We start from the raw sequence: 24,554 nt of genomic DNA, 5'->3' as shown, positions 1-24,554 counted from the left end.
CCCCTAGGGGGTATTACGTTCAAGTTGCCCGCAGCATCCGCGTCGCCGCTTCCCGGACAAACTCGGTAAACTCGTCATTTCCCTCGATCCGGTACTCGACGCCGCGCTCAACCCAGGCGAGCGCACTGATCAGCTCTTCGAACGACCCACCGCCGATGGGCCAGCGGGTATGGGCGTCGTCAACCGCTTCGGCTCCGTCCGACCAGGGCCCGAACCGGGCGCGCATCTGCTCCAGGGGAAGGTCCATCACGACGTCGGCGTACAGTCGAGGTTCGGCCAGCTGCGAAACCGCGACCTGAATGAACTCGGCGGCGTCTTCGGCGGGGAGCTCACGAGCGTCGAACCGTACACGGGTGTCGAAGAACCTGGTGATCCTGTCGATGCGGAAGGTGCGCCAGTCTGCCCGGGTGACATCCCAGGCCACGAGAAACCAGTGGCGGGACGACGACACTATCGAGTGCGGCTCGACGAGCCGGTCGGTCTGTGAGCCATCACGCGCTTCATAGTGAAACCGGATGCGGTCCTGATCGCGGCACACCAGGGCGAGCTGGCCGAGGAGTTCGGCCGAAACCTGCGGGGCGTCGCGGCGGAGAGGCTGCACATGAGCCGACAGCGCGTTCACCCGCCTGCGGAGCTCGGCCGGGAGCAGGTGCTCGAGTTTGGCGAGCGCGGCCAGCGCCGTGACTTCGCCTCCGGCAATGCCCTGGGTTGCATACGCCCGCAGCCCGATCGCCATGGCGACGGCTTCCTCGTCGGTGAGCGACAGGGGCGGGAGTTCCGGGCCGGCCTCAAGCTGATAGCCGCCGATTGACCCCCGCGTCGCTGTCACCCGATAGCCGAGAGAACGCAGCCTGTCGATATCGCGGCGGAGGGTGCGCGCCGTCACCCCGAGGCGCTGGATGAGATCGGAGCTTAGCCAGTGCCGGTGGGTCTGCAGGAGGGCGAGAAGCTCAAGAGCCCGAGACGTGGTTGCTGACATAGTCTCATTGTCGACGTTTATCAGGACAGAAAGTGGCCGCATTTGTTTTTAGTCTCGGTGTCATGACACGAGACATCATGATTAGCGCACGGGGGCTCAGCAAAGAGTTCACCGTGAAGAAGAACATCACCGCCGCGGTGACCGAGCTCACGATCGACGTCGAACGCGGTGAACTCGTCGCATTCCTCGGGCCGAACGGCGCGGGCAAGTCGACGAGCCTGAGGATGCTGACGACCCTGCTGCCGCCGACGAGGGGCACAGCAACCGTTGCCGGGTTCGACATCTCCACGCGGAGTTCCCGGGTGCGGTCGCGCATCGGATACATCGGCCAGGGCAACAGTGCCGGCCACAACCACCGGGTGCGGGACGAACTGCTCAACCAGGGAGCCTTCTATGGCATGCCGAGAGCGGCAACGGCGGAGCGGGCCGACGACCTCATCGAATCACTCGGACTCGGCGGCCTGGAGAAGAGACCGGTGCTCGGCTTGTCCGGTGGCCAGAAACGCCGACTCGACATCGCTCTCGGACTCGTGCACTCCCCCGAGTTACTGTTCCTCGACGAACCCTCGACGGGACTGGATCCGCAGAGTCGCGCCAATCTCTGGCAGCACATCCTGACCCTGCGACGCCAGCACGGCACCACGATCTTTGTGACCACCCACTATCTCGAGGAGGCGGACCAGTTCGCCGAACGGGTCATGGTGATGGACTCGGGACGGATGATCGCCGACGACACGGCTCCGGCACTCAAATCGCGGTTGGCCGGGGACGTTCTGAGCATCGGGCTCGGCTCTGCCGCCGATGCCGCGCGAACAGCCGATCTCGTCTCAGCGTCGCTCCCGACCGCCCGGCTTGACCGGGCAGCGCATGACGAGCGAGTGCTCGAGATCTCCCTCGAGCGCGGTGACGAGGTGCTTCCGCGTCTTCTGCGTGACCTCGACGCCGCGGGCATTTCCGTGCACACGGCGGCCCTCCGCCAGCCAACGCTCGATGACGTCTTCCTCGCCCTCACCGGCCGAAGCCTCCGCGATGACAGCGCATCCAGCCCCGACTCCGCCGACTCGCCCAACTCCACGACTCCCCCACCCGAGAACGCAGAGGTTCGATCATGACCGCTCTCACAGCAACACGCACCGCCCGCGAGACACACCTTCCGCGCGACACCTGGAACGTGCTCTGGAGGGAACTCCAACCGCTCCTGCACGATCCGTTCTCACTCATCTTCAGCCTGGTGCAGCCCGTCATCTTCCTCGGGCTGTTCGGGCCGCTGCTCATCGGGTCATCGGGAGACCCCGCTCCCGAGGTCCTCGCCTGGTTTGTGCCGGGCATCCTCGTCATGGTCGCCCTCTTCGGCGCGAGCGCGACTGGATCGAACCTGCTGTACGAGATGCAGACGGGCTCGCACGAACGCACGCTCGTCGCCCCCATCGCCCGCTCGTCACTCCTCATCGGGCGGGCGCTCAAAGAAATGGTGCCCATCACGGTGCAGGTCGCGGTCATCGCGCTCGTGACCATTCCGTTCGGGTTCCGGCCCGGCATCCCGGGAATGCTCCTGACGCTCGTTCTGCTCGCCATCTTCGGCATTGGTCTCGGAGCGCTCAGCTACGCGCTCGCCCTCGCGAGCCGGAAGTCCGACTGGATGTTCTGGGTCATACAGCAGGCGCTGATCTTCCCGCTGATGATCCTGTCCGGGATGCTGCTTCCCCTTGAACAGGGACCCGAGTGGATGCGAGTGGCCGCGTCGGTCAATCCGATCAGCCACATCGTCGGTGCCAGTCGGGCGTTACTCGCCGGTGACCTCGGAGCGCCTGTCGTGTTCGGTGGGTTCGCTGCGGCTCTTTCGCTCGCGGCTCTCGGGCTCTGGGTCGGCATCACCGCGATGAGAAAGAGCTACTGACAGCACGCAGCAGGGCCGCCCCCTCATCCGGGAGCGGCCCTGCTGGTGCTGGTCACTGAGACTAGATCAGGCTCTTGGTGTGCCAGACGGTCTTCGTCTCGGTCAGCGCCGTGATCCGGTCGAGGCTCGGCGCCGCGGCATCCGAACCGTTCTCGGGTCGAAGCACCCGCATGAGCGTCTCAGCGGCGGCGATCTCGAGGTCGATCCAGTCGAGGTCTCCCGCGCCGGTGAGGTCGAGCGCGTTGACGTCGGCGTGCGACGCGAGCCACGGGGTGATCTCGGCGGGCGAGCCCGTGAGGATGTTGACGACACCACCGGGGACGTCGCTGGTCGCGAGGACCTCGGAGAGGCTGATCGCCGAGAGCGGCAGCGCTTCTGACGCGATCACGACGACCGTGTTGCCTGCGACAAGCGCCGGGGCCACCACGCTGACCAAACCGAGCAGCGATGTGTCCTGCGGAGCAACAATCGCCACGACTCCGGTGGGCTCAGGAACCGAGAGGTTGAAGTACGGGCCAGAGACCGGGTTGGCGTTTCCGGCGACCTGGACGTACTTGTCAGCCCACCCGGCGTACCAGACCCAGCGGTCGATGGCTTCGTCGACCTGAGCGGTCGCGGCCTCGGTCGAGACGCCCTCGGATTGCTCGATCTCGTCGATGAACTGCACGCGGCGCCCCTCGAGCAGTTCCGCGATGCGGTAGAGCACCTGGCCGCGGTTATACGGTGTCGCGCCTGACCAGCCGGACAGCGCGCTGCGTGCGGCAACGACGGCGTCGCGGGCATCCTTGCGGGATGCTTTCGCGGCGTTGGCGAGGAAGACGCCGTCTTTCGAGGTCACCTCGTAGGTGCGGCCGGACTCCGAGCGGGGAAACTTCCCGCCGATGTAGAGCTTGTAGGTCTTGGGAACGGCGAGGCGGCTCATTTGGTGCCCTTCTGTGTCGTTGCATCCGTTGCATCCGTTGCAAGCGTTGCATCGGATGCTGCGGCAGTCGTGGTGAGGTCGGCGGCGGGAGCCGACGTGACCTGGCGGGCCGAACCGGCGGGCTTGAGGTAGGCACCGAGCCCGTGTCGTCCGCCCTCTCGCCCGTAACCGGATTCCTTGTACCCGCCGAACGGGCTCGCCGGGTCGAACTTGTTGAAGGTGTTCGCCCAGATCACCCCGGCACGGAGCTTGTCCGCGACAGCGAGGATGCGGCTGCCCTTATCGCTCCAGATCCCGGCGGAAAGACCGTACGGCGTGTTGTTCGCCTTGGCGATCGCTTCGGCGGGGGTTCGGAACGTCATTACGCTCAGCACCGGTCCGAAGATCTCCTCGCGGGCGATCCTGTGGCTCGTCGAGACGTTGGTGAAGATGGTCGGCGCGAACCAGAAACCCTCAGACGGAAGGACACAGTCGGGGCTCCACCGTTCGGCACCCTCAGCCACCCCCACATCGGTCAATGTGCGGATCCGATCGAGCTGCGCCGCCGAGTTGACGGCACCGATGTCGGTGTTCTTGTCGAGCGGGTCGCCGAGACGCAGGGTCGACAGCCTCTCCTTGAGCCGGTCGACGACCTCGTCGTGAATGTTCTCCTGCACGAGGAGCCGTGAACCCGCGCAGCAGACGTGGCCCTGGTTGAAGAAGATGCCGTTGACGATGCCCTCGATGGCCTGGTCGATCGGCGCATCGTCGAAGACGATGTTGGCGGCCTTTCCACCGAGTTCGAGAGTGACGCGCTTGTCGGTTCCGGCGATTGCGCGGGCGATGCCGCGGCCGACGTTCGTCGATCCGGTGAACGCGATCTTGTTCACGTCGGGGTGGTTGACCAGGGCTGACCCGGTCGAACCGGCGCCGGTAATGATGTTGACGACACCGGCTGGCAGGTCTGCCTGCTGCAGGATCTCGGCGAACAGCAACGCGGTGAGCGAGGTGGTCTCGGCTGGCTTCAGCACGACGGTATTGCCCGCGGCGAGCGCAGGGGCGATCTTCCAGGCGAGCATGAGCAGCGGGAAGTTCCACGGAATGATCTGGCCGGCGACCCCGAGCGATGCGGGGTTGGGTCCGACACCGGCGTGATCGAGCTTGTCCGCCCAGCCCGCGTAGTAGAAGAACCACGCTGCAACGAGTGGCACGTCGACGTCGCGGCTCTCCTTGATCGGCTTGCCGTTGTCGAGGCTTTCAGCAACGGCGAGTTCACGAGCCCGCTCCTGGACGAGCCGCGCAATGCGGAACAGGTACTTGCCCCTGTCGGCGCCCGACATCCGTGACCAGACGTTGTCGTACGCGGCACGAGCGGCCGCGACCGCTCGATCGACATCAGAGTCGTCGGCAGAAGCGAGAGTGGTGATCGTCTTTTCGGTCGCCGGTGAGATCGTGGTGAACGGGGTGCCGCTTCCGCTCACGAACTCGCCGTTGATGAAGAGGCCGTATTCACTCTTCAGGTTGAGGATCGCCGTCGACTCGGGGGCCGGTGCGTAGTCCAGAAAACTCATTGAAAATCCTTAATCGATTGTGACGTAGTCGGCGCCGGAGTAGTGCCCCGTGGACATCTTCTGCCGCTGGAGCAGAACGTCATTGAGCAGGCTCGACGCGCCGAAGCGGAAGAGGTGCGGTTGCAGCCATTCCTCACCGACGGTTTCGGCAACGGTGACGAGGTACTTGATGGCGTCCTTCGACGTGCGGATGCCGCCAGCCGGCTTGACGCCGATTTTCTCGCCGGTGAGGCGGTGCCAGTCGCGCACCACTTCGAGCATGAGGAGGGTGACCGGAAGCGTCGCCGCCGGAGCCACCTTGCCCGTGGACGTCTTGATGAAATCGCCGCCGGCGAGGATGGCGAGCCACGATGCCCGGCGAACGTTGTCGTAGGTGTTGAGCTCTCCGGTCTCGAGAATCACCTTGAGGTGCGCGTAGCTGCCGTCTGAGCGCCGGCAGGCTTCCTTGACGGCTACGATCTCGTCGAACACCTGGCCGTAACGACCGGAGAGGAACGCACCCCTGTCGATGACCATGTCGATTTCATCGGCGCCTGCGTCGACGGCATCCGCTGTATCGCTGAGCTTGATGGCGAGCGACGCGCGGCCGGACGGGAATGCGGTTGCGACAGCGGCGACATTGATTCCGGAGTCGGTACCGCGAGCGTGGTGCGAGCCAAGCGCCTCAACGGCATACGGCACCATGTCTCCGTAGACACACACAGCGGCAACCCGGGGCGTCGACGGATCTGAGGCGTCCGGGGTGATCGCCTTCGCGACGAGAGAACGCACCTTCCCGGGAGTATCGGCACCCTCGAGTGTTGTGAGGTCGATGAGCCCGATGGTTGTGTCGAGGGCCCACTTCTTGGAGCTGGTCTTGATCGAGCGTGTGCCGAGTCCCGCAGCGCGCTGCTCGAGGCCGACAGCGTCGACCCCGGGAATTCCCTCGAGGTAGCGACGGAGATTCGCATCGGTCATCGGCCCGTCGAAGAGCTCGAGGGCTGTTGCTCGCGGAACAACAGCCTGTCTGGTTTCGGTCATGCGTGGATCCTCCTGCATAAAGTGTGTTCAGGTCGAGAAGTCTTGGGGCACTGTGCCGGGGGCGCAGCGCCTGGTGCGTAAGAGCGTCAGCTGCCGGCGTCGAGCAGGGCGAGCGCTGTCGCCTCGTCGGTGACGAGCACGGTACACAGGCCGCTCGTGACGACGGCGCGCGCGACGGCGATCTTGCCAGCGCCGGCGATCACCGCGATGCTCGTCGCCGCACTGCGCAGCGTGGCAAGGCTCAGGCCGACAGTTCGCTCGTCGAGCGACGGGTCGACGATCATGCCGGCCGCGTCGATGTAGCGCCCGACGACATCGCCGACAGCACCTCGGCGCACGAGTTCGTCCACGTCGTTCGGTGTCAGGTACCCGCTGTCGACGAGCGCGGAGTCGTGGCCGGCCACGCCGGCGCTGTAGAGGTACGCGGCTGCGTCAGCCGCCATCGCGAGCACTCCCCCGACCGTGCGATCGGCCTCGATGGATCGTTTGGTCTCGAGCCGCTCCAGGATGGCCGGGCTCGGGAGCAGTGTGGCCTGACCGGAGGCCTTGCGGGCGATCTCGAACGCCGTGGCTGCCGCTGTGCCCGCTCGCTGGTTCACGCTCACCCCGCCGTTGATCTGCACGACGTTCACGCCGGTGGCCCAGCCGTCACTGAGGTGTTCGGCAACGTCATGGAGGGTTCGACCCCAGCTCACGCCGAGGACCCTGGGTACGGGGCGGAGGCTCGCGAGATAGTCGGCTGCGGCTTGAGCGGCGCGTGCGCGGAGATCGTCGGCGCTGTTCGTCCCCGCCGCGGGGACGACTATGGCGTCGTCGAGTCCAAAGCGTTCGCGAAGGCTGCGCTCGAGCGTCAGCTTGCGCGCCCGGGGGTGGACGATCTCGATGCGGATGAAGCCCTTTTCCTTGGCGGAGGCGAGCAGCCGCCCGACCTTCCATCTGGTGAGCTTGAGAATCGCGCCGACTTCGTCCTGAGTCTTGTTCTCGTCGTAGTACAGCTCGGCCGCGCGGATGGAGAGCAGCTCGTCGTTGTCGATGGTTTCCACCGCTTCCCCTGACGTTCGTTGCTCTGCCGGCACGGACCCTCCCGCCACGGACCCTGCCAGCCCGCCAACCCCAGACTAAATCCCGACAGTGCTCAAAACAACACAGGTAGGGGTTTCTGCTCATATGAGCACGATGCGGGGATTACCCCGGCGGATGTTGGGTGCTGGGAACGACGCCAGTGCAGGTCCCGCTGGTGCAGATCACGCCGGTGCGGTCACGCGCCGTCCTCGATGCTGCGGTCCCTGGCCACGATCGCCCCGGCGAAGACGCCGATGAACGCGACAGCGATCAGGATCACAAGCGGAACGGTCCAGCCGTCGGTCACATCGTGCGTAATGCCGACGACAAGCGGGCCAAGCGCCCCGAGGACATAGCCGACGCCCTGCACGAAACTCGACAGGGCTATTGCCCCGTCATGGGTCCTTGTCCGCAGGTTGATGAGCACCAGTGCGAGCGGGAACAGGAGCGGCCCAAGACCGATAAGCACCACCCAGAAGAGAGGCGCGACGGTGGGAACGATCAGGAGTCCCGCATAACCGGCCACGAGGCATCCGATCGCCACATAGACCAGGAGTGCGACGTTTCTCATACGTACGGCGAGGATCGGAATCAGCAGCCCGGCCGGAAAACCCATGAAGGCGAAGACCGACAGCCACACTCCGGCTGTTGCATCGCTCACACCGACGATGTCGTGGAGAAGACTCGGCAACCACGCGAACATCGCATACGCATTGAGTGACGAGAGGCCAAAGATGACGGCCAGCGACCAGGCCAGCGGAGAACGCCAGAGCCGGCCAACCACCTCGGTCCGTGCGGGTTCGATGCGCGGTGACGGCGGGGTACGCCTGGCATGGAGGTTGAGCACGAGCCACGGAACGAGGGCTACGACGGTCACCCCTGCCCACATGGCGAGGGAGATCCGCCACCCTGCGCTGTCGGCGACGGGAACGGCGATCAGCGGTGGGATGAGTGTCGAAACGGACAACATTGTGACGTACACCGTCGTCATCAGTGCGATCCGGTCGGGGAAATACTTCTTCACGATCGGTGGCAGAAGTACGTTGCCGAGGCCGAGTCCGGCGAAGGTCACCGCGCTGCCGATCACGAACGTCAGGACGTCACCGGCGATACCTCGGATCAGATGCCCCACGAGAATCGCGGCGAGCGCGAGGATGAGTACGAGCTCGAGCCGACTGCGGCGGACGAGGGCCGGGGTGATGATCCCGAAGAGCGCGAAGCACACCGGCGGCATCGCACCGAGCAGGCCGACGACGAGAGGGTCGAGAGGAAGGTCCTCCGAGATGCGGCCGATGATGGGCGACAGCGCCCCGACCGCGGTCCTGAGGTTTGCGGCGACGAGGATAAGGCCGATGAACGCGAGCGTCCTGCCGGCGAGCAGCGGACGGTTCGCGTTCGACATCACGGTCCAAGTGTATGGGCGGTGCGCTTCTCGACCGACGACGCCCGCCGCGCGTAACCTGTACTCATGTCTGCCTCCCGATCACGCCAGGAACCGTCAACGCCCTCCAGGGGAATCGAGATTGCGGAAGCTCTTGCCGTTGTGGGCGACGGCCTCGATACCCTCACCGCGGTGCAGTGGGCGAGCCCGAGTCTCTGCGAGGGCTGGAGCGTCAAGGACACCATCGCGCATCTGGTCTGGCGGATCGGCACGCCATCGATGCGACTGGCGGGCGACATTGTCCGGGCGTCCGTCGCCGGGCACCACGCAAACCCGATGGAGTCGTTCGACGACATCGCACGCGGGATCGCCGACTCGGGCGGCACAGACGAGTTGCGCCGGGAGTTGCGTGCGATCGCCGCCGAGAAAGCACAGGGACACGGACGCACGAACGCCGGCGAACTTCTCGAGGTCGTCGTGCACGGCTACGACGCCCTGCACCCCCTGGAGATTCGGCTCCCATTCGCACCGGCGACGACCCACCGGGTGGCGACGGCCAGCGCGCTGAAGGCACCGCGGCGAGTGCGCGCCGTGATCAGGCACCGAACTCTCGTCGCAGAGGACGCCGGGTGGAAGATCGGGCACGGATCGGAGATCATCGCGGATGCCGCGAGCGTCATTCTGTTCCTCAACGGCCGCAAGGCCATGCAGCCGCCGGGACGGGAACGCCTTCTGGCACCCGCTCCGACGCCAGGGCTTGCCTGAGCGCACCAGAGCCCACCGGGCTCACCCGGCCGTCAGGAAAGCAGTAGCCTGACCCGCTCGACGTCGTCTGCCATCTGCACGATGAGCGGATCGATGCCGGTGAAGGCGACCTGGCCGCGGATGCGGTCGACGAACTGCACCTCGACGACCTGGTCGTACAGGTCGATGTCCTCGTCGAGCACGTACGCTTCGACCTGCTTCTGCGGCACACCGTCGAACGTCGGGTTGTTGCCAACCGAAATCGCGGCGGGGAACCGTCGTGAGCCCACGCGCAGCCAGCCGGCGTAAACACCGTCCGCGGGGATCAGGCCGTCCGAGTCCGGCGAAAGGTTGGCCGTCGGGTACCCGAGTTCACGTCCGCGCTTGGCCCCGTGCACGACGACTCCGCGAACGGCGGGGTCGTGTCCGAGCAGGCGGGAGGCCTCAGCCACCCGCCCCTCCGCGAGCAGCTCACGGATCCAGGTGGACGACACCCGCCTGCCATCGTCGGGAGCAACGTCGGGGATGGTCTCCACGTCGAACCCGTGTCTGGCACCCAGTTCGCGAAGCATGGCGACATCGCCCGCGCCCCTGTGGCCGAACCTGAAGTCGTTGCCAACGAGCACGAGCTTCGCCTTGAGGCCATCGGTAAGCACCGTCGTGACGAACTCTTCGGGGCTGAGCCACGAGAATTCCCGGTCGAACGGCAGCAGCAGCGCCGCATCGATTCCGGTTTCAGCGAGGAGGTCGAGCTTCTGTTCGTTGCTTACCAGGACGGGCGGTGCCTTTTCGGGGGCGAGCAGGGCAAGCGGATGCCGGTCGAACGTGACGACGACCGAGTTGAGTCCGCGTTCACCTGCGGCCTGTTTCAGCCGCTCGATCACCGCGCGGTGACCCCCGTGTACCCCGTCGAATTTGCCGATGGTGACAGCGGTCGGGCCAAAACCTGCCGGGATGTCGCTGACCCGCCGGAACGTGATCACGCTGCCGCAACCGTCGAACGGCGGGCGGGCCTGTGGCTCGCGAGCCACCACATTCCGAGCGGAGGAAGCACCAGTGGAATGAAGAGGTACCCAGCGCCGAAGTACGACCACACTGTCGCTTCGGGGAACAACTGGGGTTCGAGCACACTGAGCGTCCCGATCGTCAGGACACCGAGCAGCTCGAATCCGATGGTCAGCCAGGCGATCCGATACCACCCTGACCCGCTGCGAATGAGCGCAATTGTCGCAACGATGTAGACCACGGCGGCGAGTGCCGACAGCGAGTACGCGAGCGGCGCGTCACCGAACCGCTCGGCGATCTGCACGAATGAACGGCCCGTCGCCCCGAGAGCGAGGATCCCGTAGACGACAACGAGAACGCGGCCGATGCCTGAGATACTCCGTCGGGGCGCGAGGGCCGCCCCGGTCCCGTTTGAGACTTGTTCGTTGTGTGATGTCATGACACCGCTAATTCTATTCGCGTTGGGCAGGCAGTCCTCAGCGAGGCTCAGAACGCCTCTGTGGGGCTCAGAACGGGAGCGTCGTCCAGATCTGCTGCATCCGGTAGACCATCACCGCGATCGCTAGTGCGACGACGCCGAGGATCACAGTGCTCCACTTGCTGCGGTCCACCAAAGCCCAGAAGCCCGCTGCGGCCGGCAACAGAATCGCCGAAACGAGATAGGTGTAGAACTCGAGGACGCTTCCGACCGGTTCGTTGCCCGTGAACGGTGCGACGATGGCCACGACGAGCTGGGCGATGAGGAGGAGTTCCACGAGCGCGAGCGAGCCCAGGGTGAGGTCACTCGGTTTTTTGCCGGCGAATCCGAGAATCACACAGAGCAGGCCAGCCCCAACCGCTACAGCCACCTGCAGCCAGGTAAACCACTCGATCATGCCCGGGTTTCCCCGTCGCCTGTTGCCTGAGCCGCCGGCGCAGCCGTCGTTTCAGCCGTCGCGTCGGATGTTGCCTGAGCGTCCTTCGGAGGTGCCACTGCATCGGCCGGGAAGTTGACGGCGCTCTTCGCGACATCCCCCGCGATCTTCACGAGTCCGACCAGCCGTCCGTCAGGGGCGACAGCGGCGGCGAGTGAATCATCACCGAGGGGCCCGGACAATGCGAGCTCAGCGGCGGGGACCTTCTTGCCGTGCCCCAGGTCGATGGCCTGCTGCTCGGTGAGCGCGATGCGGGGAAAGAGAACGGATGCCGCCTCCGCCGGGCCGATGAGGCTCGCTGCGACGTCGAGTTGGTCGAGGCGGGGAGCGTTGTCGACACTGAACGGCCCGATGCGTGTGCGCCGGAGGCTCGTGAGGTGACCGCCGACGCCGAGGGCTGTACCGAGGTCCCTGGCCAGGGCGCGGATGTAGGTTCCCGAGGAGCATTCGACGCGGACCTCGAGGTCCACGATGCCCTCGCCGTCGGTTCGGTTAAGAACGTCGAAGCGTGAGACGGTGACCGGGCGGGACTTGAGCTCGACGGTTTCACCGGCACGGACGAGTGCGTATGCCCGTTTACCGTCGACCTTGATGGCGCTGACGCTCGACGGAACCTGGGAGATACTTCCGGTGAGGTCGGCGACCGCTGACGCGATCGCAGCGTCGGTGACGCGGGAAACGGCATCCGGATCCGCCCGCTCGACCGGTTCGCCCTCGGCGTCATCCGTCGTCGTGGAGATCCCGAGCCTGATCGTCGCGAGGTATTCCTTGTCCTGCCCGACGAGGTAGGTGAGAAGGCGGGTGGATGAGTTGATGCCGAGGATCAGGAGACCGGTCGCCATCGGGTCGAGGGTGCCCGCGTGTCCGACCCGACGGGTGCCCGCGAGTCTCCGGGTGCGCGCGACGACGTCGTGGCTCGTGATCGATTGCGGCTTGTCAACGAGGAGGATGCCGGAGTGCACAGATGGTCCTTTCGTGCCTTGCGGGCGACAGACCATCTTCCCACACGCGGCACCGTAGGCTGAAGGCATGCGTGTTGCCGTGATCGGAGCTGGAGCCCTCGGCTCCACCTTCGCGGCACTTCTCGACCGGGCCGGCTACGAGGTCACGCTGGTCGCCCGCGGAGCGCAGCTCGAGGCGGTCAGCGCGAGCGGAATTCATCTGAGCGGCGGGTTCGGCGAGTGGGACACAACGAAGCTCGTCGCCGTCCCGCAACTCACGACCCCCGAAATGCCCGGTGGGGACTTTGACCTCGCGTTCATCGCCGTCAAAGCGCAGGACACAGCATCCGCTCTCGCCGAACACGGCCAGGCGATCAACGGGACACCGGTGATCGTTGTGCAGAACGGTCTCGACGGTGTCGACACAGTCGCGAAAACACTCGTCGACTCGTCATGCATCGGTGCGCTGTCGATCGTCGCGGCGTCGTACCTGGAGCCGGGCGCCGTGCGGGTGACCACCCCGGCGACGACTTACGTCGGCAGGGGCACCGGCCAGCCCGACGCCGAGGTCCGGCGGATCGAGGCCGAGCTCGGTGAGGCGTTGCGGTTCACGGCCATCGGTAATTTCGTGGGAGCGCAGTGGACGAAGCTCCTCGTCAACCAGCTCAACGCCCTGCCGGCGATCACTGGCTTGAGCGTGCAGGAGGTCGTTGCCGATCGTTCCCTTCGCATGATCATGACGAGGAGCATGCGGGAGACGGTGCGCGTCGGCGCTGCCACCGGCATCCGTTTCGGGTCGATTCAGGGTCTGGGTGACCTCAGGCTTCGCTTTTTCGCTCGGCTGCCCGTCGCGCTCGGACAGGCGTTGCCCGCCCGTTTCGCGGCCAGGATGGGACCGGTCCCCAACCCCGGCTCGACGCTGCAGTCGATCAGGCGGGGCCAGCCCACGGAGATCGACTTCCTCAACGGGGCAGTCGTGCGGCAGGCACGCGCGCTCGGGCGTCGCGCCCCGGTCAACGAATCACTGACGGCCCTCGTGCACGAGGTCGAGAAGACCGGGGTCTTCTTCACCCCGCGGCAGGTGGCGGATGCTGTGGCCAGCGTTGTGTCCGGTGCCGAGGCCCGCACGCACGTGTGAGCGGACTCAGCAGCTGTCCAGGAAGACCCGGGCAGGACTGGCTTCAACAGAATTGTTGACCACCGCGGTCGCGCTGGTGCGCGGGTTCGCTTCTCGCTGGTAGAGCTGCTGGCCACCGACGTACCTTGCGTTGGACGCGGCCTGAGGATCCGGATCTGCGCCGAGCGACTCTGCCAGCCGCCGGTACGCCTCCGAGAACGGCACGTCGAGCCAGATCGAATAGTGCCAGAGTCCGCGAAGCTCAGGCCGGTGGAGGAAAACACCGTCGACGATGAGCACGGCGTCTTTTGGTCCTGTCACCCATCGAAGCTCTTCACCCGTGTTGCGTTTCTCATCGAAACCCGCGAGCTGGAATCCGGTGCTTCCCGCCAACCGGAACGGCTCGATGAGCACACGGCGAAGCAGCGAGTAGTCGAACGAGTCATGGTAGTAACCTTCAGCGGAGTTCCGTCCCCGCGCGTATCGCTCCTCCCTCGGCCGGTGGAAGTCGTCGATCGAGGCACGGAAGGCGGCCCTGTCCGCTTCACGGAACACATCGGCGAGGTCATCGGCGAACGCCGCAGTGCCGGAGCCCTGGATGCCGTCCACCGCCACAATCGTGCGGCCTGCGGGGTAATTGTGGGTGATCTCTTCTCGCAGGTCACGCAACAGCTCGACCCTGGGTGTCGAAACAAGACTCATCAGTCGAGAATACCTCTGGCCGACCGCATACGCTTGACGGACGTATGTCTGACACTCCCCTCGCCCCGCGTCCCGCGCCGCTGCCGTCCGCCCCGCAGCCGTCGGCCCCGGTGCTGTCCCCGCCGCTGTCAGCCCAGTTGTCTGACTCGGTGCTGTCTGACCGGATCATCGACTGGTTCACCACGAGCGGCCGCGCCCTGCCGTGGCGCGAGCCGGGGTTCCCGGCGTGGGGAATCCTGGTGTCTGAGTTCATGCTGCAGCAGACCCCCGTCGCCCGTGTGATCCCCCGCCTTGCCGAGTGGCTCGAGCGCTGGCCGTCGCCGGGGGCGCTCGCGAGCGTTCCGCCCGGTGAAGCCGTTCGGGCGTGGGCGAACCTCGGCTACCCGCGCCGAGCTCTCTGGCTGCACGCTGCTGCCGTCACGATCGCCGAGCGGCACGATGGGATCGTGCCGCAGGGTGTCGACGATCTCCTCGCCCTGCCAGGGGTCGGTGATTACACCGCGCGAGCCGTGTCGGTGTTCGCGTATGGCCACAGGCATCCGGTCGTCGACACCAATACCAGACGCGTGATCGCGCGCGCGATCGACGGTAACCAGGAGCCCGCTCCCCCGTCGAATGCCCGCGACCTCGCCGCGATGGAGCGGCTGCTGCCGGAAAGCGTCGAGGATGCGAGGGTGTTCAACGCCGGTGCGATGGAGCTCGGTGCGATCGTGTGCACGGCAAGGGCGCCGAAGTGCGATGAGTGCCCCATCGCTGATGCCTGCGCCTGGCGTCTCGCGGGCTATCCGGCGTACGAGGGCAAACGGAAGGCTGTGCAGAAGAAGTATGAAGGCAGTGACAGGCACGTCCGTGGCCTGATCATGGCCGAGTTGCGTGCGGCGCACGTTCCCGTCACACCGGCCGAGATCGAAAGCCTGTGGCCGGATGCCGTTCAGCGCGAACGCGCACTCGCTGGACTCGTCGCCGACGGGCTGGCCGTGAACGCACAAACGGGCTATGTGCTGCCCTGAGGCGGCACACAGCCCGTTTTGCTCGAAGCTCTAGTGTGTTCGGTTTATTCGTCGTCGTCAGCAACCCGTGGTTTGACGTACGGGTCGGGGTCGCCGGCGTATGTCGCCGTGGACTTGAGTGCCTCGATCGATGAGTCGCGTTCGCGGGCCTTGGCGAGGAGCTCGTCCAGGTGCTTGGCGTTCTCCGGGAGGGCGTCGTGGATGAACTCGAGGCTCGGGGTCAGCCGTGCCGTGATGTTCTTGCCGACTTCGCTTCGAAGCATGCCCTTGGCCGCCTCGAGTGCGGCCGCTGAGTCTGCCCGTTCCTCGTCAGAGCCGTAGACCGTGTAGAACACGCTCGCGTGCTGGAGGTCTCCCGTGACGCGGACGTCGGTGATCGTGACGAATCCGAGCCGGGGGTCACGCATTCCACGCTCGATGCGCTTGGCGATGACTTCCTGGATACGGTCGGCCAGTTTACGTGCTCGTGGGTTCTCGCCCATGATCTTCTCCTTCAGCCTTGCCTGCAGTCCCTGTGTCCCTGTACAGGGACGGAATCGACTGCGGCAGCCCCAAAGAGGCTGCCGCAGTCGAGAGGAGCCTAGACGCGCGGCTTCTCTTTCATCTCTGTCGTCTCGATCTCGTCACCGATCTGGATGTCGTTGAACTTGCCGAGGCCGATTCCAGCCTCGAAGTCCGTCCGAACCTCGGTGACGTCGTCCTTGAACCGACGCAGCGATTCGATGGCGAGGTTGTCACCGAGCACAACACCGTCGCGGATAACGCGAGCTTTCGCGTTCCTCGTGATGGTTCCCGAGCGAACGATGACACCGGCGATGTTGCCGAACTTGGAGGAACGGAACACCTCGCGGATCTCGGCGACACCGGACTGGACTTCTTCGTACTCGGGCTTGAGCATGCCGGTGAGGCTTGCTTCCACATCGTCGATGGCGTTGTAGATAACCGAGTAGAACCGGATGTCGACGCCTTCGCGGGCGGCACGTTCCCGAGCCTTCGGGTCGGGGCGCACGTTGAAGCCGATGATGATCGCGTTGTCGATGGTCGCCAGGTTGACGTCCGACTCGGTGATCGCACCGACACCGCGGTGGATGATGCGCAGCTGGACACTGTCGTCAATCTCGATCTTGAGCAGCGACTCTTCCAGTGCCTCGACGGCACCGGAGACGTCACCCTTGATGATGAGGTTGAGCGATTCGACCTTGCCCTCTTCGAGAGCGCGGGTGAAGTCCTCAAGGCTGATGCGCTTGCGGGACTTGGCCAGCTGGGCGTTGCGCTCAGCAGCTTCACGCTTCTCAGCGATCTGACGTGCTGTGCGGTCATCGTCAGTGACGAGGAACGTGTCGCCGGCGCGGGGCACCGAAGACAGACCCTGAACCTGGACCGGACGTGACGGGGTAGCGAACTCGACGGCGTCGCCGTTTTCGTCTGCCATCGCACGGACACGGCCGTAAGCGGTACCGGCGACGATCGGGTCTCCGACCTTGAGCGTTCCCGACTGGATGAGCACTGTCGCAACAGCACCGCGTCCCTTGTCGAGCTTCGCTTCGATCGCGACACCACGGGCGTCCTTGTTCGGGTTGGCGCGCATGTCGAGGCCGGCGTCTGCGGTCAACAGCACAGCGTCAAGGAGTTCCTTGATGTTGATGTTGTTGCGCGCTGACACGTCGACGAACATGACGTCTCCACCGTATTCCTCGGCGACGAGTCCGTATTCGGTGAGCTGCTGGCGCACCTTCTGCGGGTTGGCGTCTTCCTTATCGATCTTGTTCACTGCGACCACGATCGGCACGTTTGCTGCCTGTGCGTGGTTGAGTGCCTCAATCGTCTGGGGCATGATGCCGTCGTCGGCCGCGACCACGAGGATCGCGATGTCGGTGACCTGCGCACCACGGGCACGCATGGCGGTGAACGCCTCGTGGCCCGGTGTGTCGATGAAGGTGATGGGGCGTTCGACGCCCTCGTGCTCAGCGACGACCTGGTACGCACCGATGTGCTGCGTGATGCCGCCGGCTTCTCCCGCAACGACGTTGGCGTTACGGATGGCGTCGAGCAGTCGGGTCTTACCGTGGTCGACGTGACCCATGACCGTGACGACGGGCGGGCGGATCTCAAGATCTTCGTCCGTCTCGTCTGCAAGCTCCTGGTCGAGGTCGATCGAGAAGCCTTCGAGAAGCTCGCGGTCCTCTTCCTCGGGGGAAACGATGAGGATCCGGTAGCCGAGCTCTTCACCGAGGATGCCGAAGGTCGCCTCGTCGAGGGACTCGGTAGCCGTCGCCATTTCACCGAGGTGGAACAGCACGGTGACGAGGTTTCCGGGGCTCGCGTCGATCTTGTCGGCGAAGTCCGAGATGGACGCTCCACGGCGAAGACGGACGATGGTCGTTCCATCACCGCGGGGAACACTCACGCCACCAAGCGACGGAGCTTCCCTGAGTTCGAATTCCTGCCTCTTGGCGCGCTTCGACTTGCGTGACTTGCTCTTGCCGCCACCACGACCGAACGCACCGGCGGTTCCACCACCGGGGCCACGGCCACGACCGCCGCCACCTGCGGGGCGGTTGGGGCCGAAGTTCGAGCCTGGAGCACCTGGAGCGCCACCCGGACGCTGGAATCCACCGGCAGCGGGAGCGCCTGGGCGCTGGAATCCGCCACCTGCGGGGCGACCTGCGCCACCGGGACGCTGGAATCCGCCGCCGCCGGGACGCTGACCTGCAGCGCCGGGACGCGGAGCGCCCGGACGCGGCGAACCGGGTCGGGGTGCCTGCGGGCGAGGAATGTTGCTCGGGGTCGGAGCGGGGCGCTGGCCCATGCCCTGCGCGCTTGCGAACGGGTTGTTACCCGGACGCGGTGTTGCCGGGCGCTGGCCCATGCCCTGTGCGCTCGCGAACGGGTTGTTACCCGGGCGAGGTGCGCCTGGGCGAGGACCACCCGGTGCTGCTGGCTTGTCTGCAGAGCCGGTCGCGGCGTCAGCCGACGCTTCCGCGGCTGCCGGAGCAGCGGGCGATGGCGTTGCTGATGGTGTTGCGGATGCTGCCGGTGCTGCTTCTGCGGCCGGTGCTGCCTCTGCGGCTGGCGCCGGTGCTGCAGGCGCTGCAGGTGTTGCAGGGGCTTCCGTCTTCGCGGCGGGCTCCGCAGCCGGTGCCGGAGCGGCGGCTGCAGGCTTCTTAGCCGGAGCGGGCGTCGGGCGTGAGCCCGGCTTCGCCGAGGTGGCCGGGGCCTTTGCCGCGTCAGGAGCGGAGGGCTTGGCGCCGTCCGCTTCAAGGGCAGCACGAAGCTTCCGTGCAACCGGGGGTTCAATAGTTGATGAGGGCGACTTGACGAATTCGCCCAGTTCCTTCAGTTTCGCAAGGGCTACCTTGCTGTCGACACCGAGTTCAGATGCGATCTCGTGTACGCGTGGTTTTCCAGCCACTATTCTCCTGTCTGGGTCCACCCAGACAGGGCGGACCTTTATTTACGGACGGGTCTCATTTCGAGCCGCTCATTAGTTGTCCATTAGCCGTTCAGCCTGTTCTCTCGTACTGAAATTTCAAGTGCTGCCGTGTCGAGGGACCTCGGCTCACGAAGGGCACGCCCGAAGGCCCGCCGCTTCACTGCGAGTTGGTAACACTGGATTTGCGGATGCAGCCACGCGCCTCGGCCTGGCAGCGACGCGGTGGTGTCCACCACGAGCTGTGAGTCCCTGGCCACGACCCTCACGAGGGAGGATCTCTCGGCACGTACGCGGCATCCGACGCACGTTCTAACGGGTTCCATCCTAGCACTCCCTCAATTCGAAGACGCCCGGCAGCGCGTGGTCGAGCCTCGAGGATAGAATTCGGCCTCTCGACCCGACCAGGCGGCTGATCCGGTCAGCAGCGTATTCAGTCCTCGAGGATCGAGTCCGGCTGGATGTCGATCTTCGCGCCCGTCAGCTTCGCGGCGAGGCGGGCGTTCTGCCCTTCCTTGCCGATAGCGAGGGACAGCTGGTAGTCGGGCACGAGCGCCCTGACAGCCTTGGTGGACTCGTCGATCATGAAAGTGCTCGTGACCTTCGCCGGCGAGAGCGCGTTGGCGACAAACGTAGCCAGGTTCGGCGAGTAGTCGACGATATCGATCTTCTCGGTGCCGAGTTCCTCCGTCACCGCGCGAACCCGTCGTCCGAGCTCGCCGATGCACGCACCCTTGGCATTGACGCTCGGGTCGTTGGCGCGCACGGCGATCTTTGTGCGGTGACCTGCTTCTCGGGCAAGCGACACGATCTCGACGACGCCGGATGCGATCTCAGGGACCTCGAGCGCGAAAAGCTTGCGAACGAGAGACGGGTGGGTGCGAGACACGGTGATCTGCGGGCCCTTCATTCCACGGGCAACGCTCGTGACGTAGACCCGGATGCGGGCACCATGCTTGTATTCCTCGCCGGGGACCTGCTCTTCGGGCGGCATAATCGCTTCGATGGTTCCGAGGTCGATATGCACCATGCGCGGGTTGGGACCCTGCTGCACGACACCCGCGACGATGTCACCTTCGCGGCCTTTGAACTCGCCGAGGATCGCGTCGTCAGCGAGGTCCCTCAGACGCTGGTTGATGACCTGCTTCGCTGCGAAAGCAGCGATGCGGCCGAAGTCCTCAGGGGTCGACTCGGCCTCGCCGATGATATTGCCCTCTTCGTCCTTTTCAGGAATGAGGACAGCGACGTGACCGGTCTTCCGGTCCAGCTCGACGCGGACGTCGGGTTCTGCTTCACCCGGTTCGGTCTGGCTCTTGATGTAGGCGGTACGAATAGCCTGTTCGATGATGCCGATGAGTTCGCCGAGGGGGATTTCCTTCTCCCGCTCCATCATCTTCAGTACGTTGAGATCGATGTCCACCGGGGTACTCCTCTATTCAGCTGCCACCGCCACTTCTGCACTGGCGGATCGATCTTCTAACTTACCCGACGCGCGCGCTTTCCAACACCACGGGGCTGCCTGCCCTGCCGTCGCGATAACCGTGACAGCCGTGGCAGCGGTGACAGCGGTGACAGCGGTGACAGCGAAGCGATTGTTGCTAGCAGGCACCCCACAGAGAGACGGGAGCAACGATTTGGACGATCTCATCATCAACAGCGTGAACTCGGGCCCCAAGCCAGTACTCGCGTTCCACCGTGCTATCGGGCTCTTCGCTCAGTCCGTCCATGAGCCACTCCAAACGCTCGCCCTCCTCATCCAACATGGCCGTAAGCGGATCAGGGATCTTCGACAACAGCTCGACGAAGGATCCGCCGACCTGTCCGCCGTGTTCGGACTGGACGACGATGCCGGAATTTCCGGCATCCGGCTCAGAAACCGCCCAGAAGGATGTCGCGCTCGAGAGCTCTCCTTCCACGTTGATGGACATGGCGCTCCACCGGTATTCCACCCGCTCGGCGTCACAGTTCTGGTCGCCCGGGAAGTGTTCCACGGCCGGTTCGGCGCCAAAGATCCGGGTAACGGCCGAAATGGCGGCGTCAGGATCGGAATCGTAGGGCAGGACGCTGATCTCCTCCCCTTCCGCCGACTGCGTTGAGAGGCCGTCAACACCGATGACGACGATACTGACGAGGGGAGCGTCCGGGGTGGGGGACGACGTCGGCGTCACCGACGGTGATGCGGTCGCGCTGGGCTGCCGTGGCGGGGAAGTCGGTGGGGTTACGCATCCGGCCGCGCCCAGAAGGACCACAAGCGCCAGCGCCGAAAGCGTGCGTGCCCGAACCATCATGGCTCCTCGTCTCATCAGCGAGAACGAGACTCTCGCCACTGGTCAGAACCTACTGGACGGCTGGGCGCTCAGCGCTGGCGGTCCGATAACAGATACGTTACGAAAGTCGGCGAAGTGGCGCTGCCTGGTGGCCTCCCAGACCGCTCCGTGAACGAAGGCGCGCCGGCTGGCGGTTAGGTTTGAATGATGGACGCACTCAATAATCTCGTGCTCGCAGCGGGAGACGGACTCTGGACCTGGGTGCTACTACCCGTTGTTGGACTTCTCGGCCTGTACTTCACAGTGAGAACCGGCGTCGTCCAGTTCCGCATGATTCCGGAGATGTTCCGGACGCTCACCGACAAGACGCCGCTCGATTCGAGCGGCAAAGCGCAGTCGGTTTCGGCGTTCCAGGCCTTCACCATTTCGGCAGCATCCCGCGTCGGCGTCGGCAATATCGCCGGGGTCGGAACCGCGATCGCCATCGGCGGCCCCGGTGCGGTGTTCTGGATGTGGACCATGGCGTTCATCGGTGGCGCATCGAGCTTCGTCGAGTCAACACTCGGCCAGCTGTATAAGACCAAGGACAAAGACGGGTTCAGAGGCGGCCCCGCTTATTACATGGAACGCGGTCTCGGGGCCAGGTGGATGGGCATCCTCTTCGCTGTGATCCTCATCCTCTGCTTCCCGCTCGCGTTCAGCTCTCTGCAGGCGAACACCATTAGCGCGACAGTCATGAGCACGGTCGGAGTTGAGCTCACCTGGCTGCCGTGGGTTGTCGGCCTCGCCCTCGCCGTGCTCACCGGCCTCGTCGTCTTCGGCGGCGTGCGACGAATCGCTTCGGTCACGCAGGCCATCGTGCCTCTCATGGCGCTCCTGTACCTCGTCGTCGGCGTCATCATCGTCGGGTTGAACGTGACCGAGGTACCCCGGGTCTTCGGGGAGATCTTTGCCGGGGCCTTCGGCTTCCAGCAGGTCGCCGGTGGGGCGATCGGCACGATCATCCTCCAGGGCGTCAAGCGCGGGATGTTCTCGAACGAGGCAGGGCTCGGTTCTGCGCCGAACGCCGGTGCGTCAGCGGCGGTCACCCATCCGGTGAAGCAGGGCCTGGTGCAGACGCTCGGCGTCTACTTCGACACGTTCCTCATCTGCTCGATCACGGCGTTCATCGTCCTGGTCTCGACACCGGACCTCGCGAATGCTGAGCGCGGAATCGGCCTCACCTTCGACGCCGTCACGAGTCAGCTCGGGGCGTGGTCCGGCATCCTGCTCAGCGTGATCGTCTTCCTGCTCGCGTTCAGCTCGATCCTCGGAAACTACTACTACGGCGAATCGAACATCGAGTTCATCACGACGAAGCCCGTGTGGCTGACGGTCTACCGCGTTGCCGCCGTGGTCGCGGTACTCGCGGGCTCGGTGCTCACGGCTGACATCGTCTGGAACACCGCTGACGGCTTGATGGGCGTGATGGCACTCGTCAACCTCACGGCGATCGGATTGCTCGGTGGTGTGGCATTCAAGCTCCTCAAGGACTACTCAGACCAGAGGCGCGATGGCTTCGATCCGGTGTTCACCAAAGAGCGCCTGCCCGAGCTTAAGAACGTCGAGTGCTGGGAGGACCAGTTGAGCGTCACCGGCCCGATGCCGATCATCAAGCACGGCGCTCACCACGGCCGCTAACTCCCTGGCGCCATATAAAAACCCCGGTCGGAATCATCCGACCGGGGTTTTTGCATGCGAGCGTCAGACGCTCTGTGTGGCCTTGCTGCCGGCCTGGAGCGTTGCTGCTGCTTCACTGATCGGAACCGGAGTGCGCTCGTTCGTGCGGCGGTCCCACAGCTCGACGACACCGTCGGCGACACCGCGACCGGCGATGACGATCTTCGGGATGCCGATCAGTTCGGCGTCACCGAATTTGACGCCGGGTGAGACCTTCGGGCGGTCATCGAAGAGTACATCGAACCCTGCAGCTTCGAGGTCGGCAACGACGCTCTCCGCCGCCTCGAAGACCGCTGCATCTCGGCCCGTAGCAACGACGTAGACATCGAAAGGAGCGACGGTCTCGGGCCAGATCAGGCCGTTCTCATCGTTGTTGAGCTCGGCGATGATCGCGAGGATTCGCGTGACACCGATGCCGTATGACCCCATCGTGACGGTGACGAGCTTGCCGTTTTCGTCCAGGACCTTCAGCCCGAGGGCTTCCGCATACTTACGGCCAAGCTGGAACACGTGGCCGATCTCCATGCCGCGTGCGAGCTCGACGGGTCCTGATCCGTCCGGTGCGGGGTCGCCGGCACGCACTTCAGCGACATCGGCGATTCCGTCAGCGGTGAAGTCGCGACCGGCGACGAGGCCGAAGACGTGCTTGCCGTCGACGTTCGCTCCGGTGATCCAGCTGGTGCCGTCCACGACGCGGGGGTCGAGCAGGTAACGGATGCCCGTCGCCGACTTCTCGCCGAGCACCGGGCCGTTCTCGCTCCACGGGCCGATGTAGCCCTTGACGAGTCCCGGGTGCTTGGCGAAGTCGGCCTCGGTCGCAGCCTCGATCTCAGCCGGAGCGAAGGCAACCTCGGCGCGCTTGAGGTCAACGTCGCGATCGCCGGGCAGGCCGACGATGACGAGCTCTCGGGTACCGTCGAGGTGGTTGAGCGCCAGGACGACATTCTTCAGCGTGTCCGCCGCCGTCCAGGCTGCACCGTCCTCGCGGGGGTGCTCGGCATTGGCGACATCGACGAGGGTCTGGATAGTCGGTGTGTTCGGGGTGTCGTGAACCTCTGCAGGCGCCTGTCCCTCGATCGCGATGGCTGGGGGTGCGAGCGTGGTCCACGCCTCGACATTGGCCGCGTAGCCGCCAGCTGAGCGCACGAACGTGTCTTCGCCCACGGGCGTTGGGTGCAGGAATTCTTCGCTGCGTGATCCGCCCATTGCACCGGCATCCGCCTGGACGATGACGTATTCGAGGCCGAGGCGGGTGAAGATGCGCTCGTAGGCGTCGCGCTGTGCCATGTAGCTCGCGTCGAGGCCGGCATCGGTGTAGTCGAAGGAGTACGCGTCCTTCATCGTGAACTCTCGGCCGCGCAGCAGGCCGGCGCGGGGACGTGCCTCGTCGCGGTACTTGTCCTGGATCTGGTAGATCGACAGGGGCAGGTCCTTATACGAGGAGTACAGGTCCTTGACGAGGAGAGTGAACACTTCCTCGTGGGTGGGAGCGAGCAGCAGGTCGCTCCCCTTGCGGTCCTTGAGCCGGAAGAGTCCGTCGCCGTACTCGTCCCAGCGGCCGGTGACCTCGTACGGTTCGCGCGGGAGAAGTGCCGGGAAGTGCACCTCGTGCGCACCAGCACGGGTCATCTCATCACGGATGATCTGTTCGATCTTGCCCTTGACCTTGAGGCCGAGGGGCAGCCACGCGAAAATACCCGGAGCCTGGCGCCGGATGTAGCCGGCCCGGACGAGCAGGCGGTGACTGATCACCTCGGCGTCTGAAGGGTCTTCGCGGAGGGTCTTGAGGAAATAGTTAGTTAGCCGAGTTACCACCCGTCTATGCTAGCCCCGCGTGACCCTTCGGCCCTGCGCCTGCGCGAGTTGCGGTGCCAGTTACAGTGCCTGTGGCCGC

Annotated in this window: 23 protein-coding genes; 6 read left to right on the top strand and 17 right to left on the bottom strand. The window is 65.2% G+C overall.

What is annotated here, in order from left to right:
- Window positions 1–19 precede the first annotated feature (19 nt).
- The gene (locus AC1C2N_RS04135) at window positions 20–979 is read right to left on the bottom strand and encodes a helix-turn-helix transcriptional regulator (protein ID WP_495432979.1); all 960 of its coding nucleotides are present in this window, start codon (window positions 977–979) and stop codon (window positions 20–22) included.
- A 62-nt stretch (window positions 980–1,041) separates the two neighbouring features.
- Between AC1C2N_RS04135 and AC1C2N_RS04130 the strand changes: the two genes are divergently transcribed.
- Entirely contained in the window at window positions 1,042–2,091 is a 1,050-nt protein-coding gene (locus AC1C2N_RS04130) for an ATP-binding cassette domain-containing protein (RefSeq protein WP_495432978.1), read from the top strand.
- Window positions 2,088–2,876 (top strand): ABC transporter permease, encoded by a 789-nt coding sequence (locus tag AC1C2N_RS04125; RefSeq protein ID WP_495432977.1) that lies wholly within the window; start codon window positions 2,088–2,090, stop codon window positions 2,874–2,876. The genes AC1C2N_RS04130 and AC1C2N_RS04125 overlap by 4 nt, the downstream gene beginning before the upstream one ends.
- Window positions 2,877–2,937: 61 nt before the next feature.
- On the opposite strand, the gene AC1C2N_RS04120 is transcribed toward AC1C2N_RS04125, so the two are convergent.
- The 5 genes from AC1C2N_RS04120 to AC1C2N_RS04100 form a co-directional block, all read right to left on the bottom strand.
- Window positions 2,938–3,798, bottom strand: a complete 861-nt coding sequence (locus AC1C2N_RS04120; protein ID WP_495432976.1) for an aldehyde dehydrogenase family protein — start codon at window positions 3,796–3,798, stop codon at window positions 2,938–2,940.
- Complete coding sequence (locus AC1C2N_RS04115) at window positions 3,795–5,348, bottom strand: aldehyde dehydrogenase family protein (protein ID WP_495432975.1); 1,554 nt, start codon at window positions 5,346–5,348, stop codon at window positions 3,795–3,797. The genes AC1C2N_RS04120 and AC1C2N_RS04115 overlap by 4 nt, the downstream gene beginning before the upstream one ends.
- Before the next feature lie 9 nt (window positions 5,349–5,357).
- Window positions 5,358–6,368, bottom strand: a complete 1,011-nt coding sequence (gene deoC, locus AC1C2N_RS04110) for a deoxyribose-phosphate aldolase (RefSeq protein ID WP_483405738.1) — start codon at window positions 6,366–6,368, stop codon at window positions 5,358–5,360.
- 86 nt (window positions 6,369–6,454) lie between these two features.
- Window positions 6,455–7,411 (bottom strand): sugar-binding transcriptional regulator, encoded by a 957-nt coding sequence (locus AC1C2N_RS04105; RefSeq protein WP_495432974.1) that lies wholly within the window; start codon window positions 7,409–7,411, stop codon window positions 6,455–6,457.
- 215 nt (window positions 7,412–7,626) lie between these two features.
- Window positions 7,627–8,832 (bottom strand): MFS transporter, encoded by a 1,206-nt coding sequence (locus AC1C2N_RS04100; RefSeq protein ID WP_495433078.1) that lies wholly within the window; start codon window positions 8,830–8,832, stop codon window positions 7,627–7,629.
- 66 nt (window positions 8,833–8,898) lie between these two features.
- Between AC1C2N_RS04100 and AC1C2N_RS04095 the strand changes: the two genes are divergently transcribed.
- Window positions 8,899–9,576: a maleylpyruvate isomerase family mycothiol-dependent enzyme gene (locus AC1C2N_RS04095; RefSeq protein ID WP_495432973.1), complete on the top strand. Its 678-nt coding sequence runs from the start codon at window positions 8,899–8,901 to the stop codon at window positions 9,574–9,576.
- A gap of 32 nt (window positions 9,577–9,608) precedes the next feature.
- Here the strand turns inward: AC1C2N_RS04095 and AC1C2N_RS04090 are convergent, their stop codons facing one another.
- From AC1C2N_RS04090 to truB, 4 genes are all read right to left on the bottom strand, one after another.
- A complete protein-coding gene (locus tag AC1C2N_RS04090) occupies window positions 9,609–10,538 on the bottom strand; it encodes a bifunctional riboflavin kinase/FAD synthetase (RefSeq protein WP_495433077.1) in 930 nt (309 codons plus the stop codon).
- Window positions 10,535–10,999, bottom strand: coding sequence for a hypothetical protein (locus AC1C2N_RS04085; RefSeq protein WP_495432972.1), 465 nt, complete (start codon window positions 10,997–10,999; stop codon window positions 10,535–10,537). Before AC1C2N_RS04085 ends, AC1C2N_RS04090 begins: the two co-directional genes overlap by 4 nt.
- A 67-nt stretch (window positions 11,000–11,066) precedes the next feature.
- Window positions 11,067–11,435, bottom strand: a complete 369-nt coding sequence (locus AC1C2N_RS04080) for a hypothetical protein (RefSeq protein WP_483405734.1) — start codon at window positions 11,433–11,435, stop codon at window positions 11,067–11,069.
- A complete protein-coding gene (gene truB / locus AC1C2N_RS04075) occupies window positions 11,432–12,472 on the bottom strand; it encodes a tRNA pseudouridine(55) synthase TruB (protein WP_495433076.1) in 1,041 nt (346 codons plus the stop codon). Before truB ends, AC1C2N_RS04080 begins: the two co-directional genes overlap by 4 nt.
- Before the next feature lie 31 nt (window positions 12,473–12,503).
- Between truB and AC1C2N_RS04070 the strand changes: the two genes are divergently transcribed.
- On the top strand, window positions 12,504–13,553 hold the full coding sequence (locus AC1C2N_RS04070) for a ketopantoate reductase family protein (protein WP_495432971.1): 1,050 nt from the start codon (window positions 12,504–12,506) through the stop codon (window positions 13,551–13,553).
- Between the two features lie 6 nt (window positions 13,554–13,559).
- Here the strand turns inward: AC1C2N_RS04070 and AC1C2N_RS04065 are convergent, their stop codons facing one another.
- Complete coding sequence (locus tag AC1C2N_RS04065) at window positions 13,560–14,234, bottom strand: nucleoside/nucleotide kinase family protein (protein WP_495432970.1); 675 nt, start codon at window positions 14,232–14,234, stop codon at window positions 13,560–13,562.
- A 137-nt stretch (window positions 14,235–14,371) separates the two neighbouring features.
- On the opposite strand from AC1C2N_RS04065, the gene AC1C2N_RS04060 reads away from it, so the two are divergent.
- Window positions 14,372–15,244 carry an HhH-GPD family protein gene (locus tag AC1C2N_RS04060; RefSeq protein ID WP_483405902.1) on the top strand — a complete coding sequence of 291 codons (873 nt, stop codon included), beginning with the start codon at window positions 14,372–14,374 and terminating at the stop codon, window positions 15,242–15,244.
- Window positions 15,245–15,288: 44 nt separating this feature from the next.
- On the opposite strand, the gene rbfA is transcribed toward AC1C2N_RS04060, so the two are convergent.
- The 5 genes from rbfA to AC1C2N_RS04035 form a co-directional block, all read right to left on the bottom strand.
- Window positions 15,289–15,726: a 30S ribosome-binding factor RbfA gene (gene rbfA / locus AC1C2N_RS04055; protein WP_108390532.1), complete on the bottom strand. Its 438-nt coding sequence runs from the start codon at window positions 15,724–15,726 to the stop codon at window positions 15,289–15,291.
- A 98-nt stretch (window positions 15,727–15,824) separates the two neighbouring features.
- Entirely contained in the window at window positions 15,825–18,656 is a 2,832-nt protein-coding gene (gene infB, locus AC1C2N_RS04050; protein WP_495432968.1) for a translation initiation factor IF-2, read from the bottom strand.
- Window positions 18,657–18,739: 83 nt separating this feature from the next.
- A complete protein-coding gene (locus AC1C2N_RS04045) occupies window positions 18,740–19,000 on the bottom strand; it encodes a YlxR family protein (RefSeq protein WP_108390530.1) in 261 nt (86 codons plus the stop codon).
- Window positions 19,001–19,107: 107 nt separating this feature from the next.
- Complete coding sequence (gene nusA, locus AC1C2N_RS04040; RefSeq protein ID WP_483405730.1) at window positions 19,108–20,094, bottom strand: transcription termination factor NusA; 987 nt, start codon at window positions 20,092–20,094, stop codon at window positions 19,108–19,110.
- 178 nt (window positions 20,095–20,272) lie between these two features.
- Window positions 20,273–20,962: a hypothetical protein gene (locus AC1C2N_RS04035; RefSeq protein WP_495432967.1), complete on the bottom strand. Its 690-nt coding sequence runs from the start codon at window positions 20,960–20,962 to the stop codon at window positions 20,273–20,275.
- Between the two features lie 186 nt (window positions 20,963–21,148).
- Here AC1C2N_RS04035 and AC1C2N_RS04030 point away from each other — a divergent pair, with 186 nt between their 5' ends.
- On the top strand, window positions 21,149–22,621 hold the full coding sequence (locus AC1C2N_RS04030) for an alanine/glycine:cation symporter family protein (RefSeq protein ID WP_483405901.1): 1,473 nt from the start codon (window positions 21,149–21,151) through the stop codon (window positions 22,619–22,621).
- A 63-nt stretch (window positions 22,622–22,684) separates the two neighbouring features.
- Here AC1C2N_RS04030 and AC1C2N_RS04025 read toward each other — a convergent pair whose 3' ends face one another.
- Entirely contained in the window at window positions 22,685–24,475 is a 1,791-nt protein-coding gene (locus AC1C2N_RS04025; protein WP_483405728.1) for a proline--tRNA ligase, read from the bottom strand.
- Between the last annotated feature and the right edge of the window lie 79 nt (window positions 24,476–24,554).

The organism is Mycetocola sp. Y791 (genome assembly GCF_059445325.1).
This window is presented reverse-complemented; position numbering and strand designations above follow the sequence as displayed.

Excerpts from the sequence above, each read along its gene's own strand:
- AC1C2N_RS04135 (WP_495432979.1), bottom strand. The coding sequence starts at position 979 with ATGTCAGCAACCACGTCTCGGGCTCTTGAGCTTCTCGCCCTCCTGCAG.
- AC1C2N_RS04130 (WP_495432978.1), top strand. The coding sequence starts at position 1,042 with ATGACACGAGACATCATGATTAGCGCACGGGGGCTCAGCAAAGAGTTC.
- AC1C2N_RS04125 (WP_495432977.1), top strand. The coding sequence starts at position 2,088 with ATGACCGCTCTCACAGCAACACGCACCGCCCGCGAGACACACCTTCCG.
- AC1C2N_RS04120 (WP_495432976.1), bottom strand. The coding sequence starts at position 3,798 with ATGAGCCGCCTCGCCGTTCCCAAGACCTACAAGCTCTACATCGGCGGG.
- AC1C2N_RS04115 (WP_495432975.1), bottom strand. The coding sequence starts at position 5,348 with ATGAGTTTTCTGGACTACGCACCGGCCCCCGAGTCGACGGCGATCCTC.
- deoC (WP_483405738.1), bottom strand. The coding sequence starts at position 6,368 with ATGACCGAAACCAGACAGGCTGTTGTTCCGCGAGCAACAGCCCTCGAG.
- AC1C2N_RS04100 (WP_495433078.1), bottom strand. The coding sequence starts at position 8,832 with ATGTCGAACGCGAACCGTCCGCTGCTCGCCGGCAGGACGCTCGCGTTC.
- AC1C2N_RS04095 (WP_495432973.1), top strand. The coding sequence starts at position 8,899 with ATGTCTGCCTCCCGATCACGCCAGGAACCGTCAACGCCCTCCAGGGGA.
- AC1C2N_RS04085 (WP_495432972.1), bottom strand. The coding sequence starts at position 10,999 with ATGACATCACACAACGAACAAGTCTCAAACGGGACCGGGGCGGCCCTC.
- AC1C2N_RS04080 (WP_483405734.1), bottom strand. The coding sequence starts at position 11,435 with ATGATCGAGTGGTTTACCTGGCTGCAGGTGGCTGTAGCGGTTGGGGCT.
- truB (WP_495433076.1), bottom strand. The coding sequence starts at position 12,472 with ATGGTCTGTCGCCCGCAAGGCACGAAAGGACCATCTGTGCACTCCGGC.
- AC1C2N_RS04070 (WP_495432971.1), top strand. The coding sequence starts at position 12,504 with ATGCGTGTTGCCGTGATCGGAGCTGGAGCCCTCGGCTCCACCTTCGCG.
- AC1C2N_RS04065 (WP_495432970.1), bottom strand. The coding sequence starts at position 14,234 with ATGAGTCTTGTTTCGACACCCAGGGTCGAGCTGTTGCGTGACCTGCGA.
- rbfA (WP_108390532.1), bottom strand. The coding sequence starts at position 15,726 with ATGGGCGAGAACCCACGAGCACGTAAACTGGCCGACCGTATCCAGGAA.
- AC1C2N_RS04045 (WP_108390530.1), bottom strand. The coding sequence starts at position 19,000 with ATGGAACCCGTTAGAACGTGCGTCGGATGCCGCGTACGTGCCGAGAGA.
- AC1C2N_RS04035 (WP_495432967.1), bottom strand. The coding sequence starts at position 20,962 with ATGATGGTTCGGGCACGCACGCTTTCGGCGCTGGCGCTTGTGGTCCTT.
- AC1C2N_RS04030 (WP_483405901.1), top strand. The coding sequence starts at position 21,149 with ATGGACGCACTCAATAATCTCGTGCTCGCAGCGGGAGACGGACTCTGG.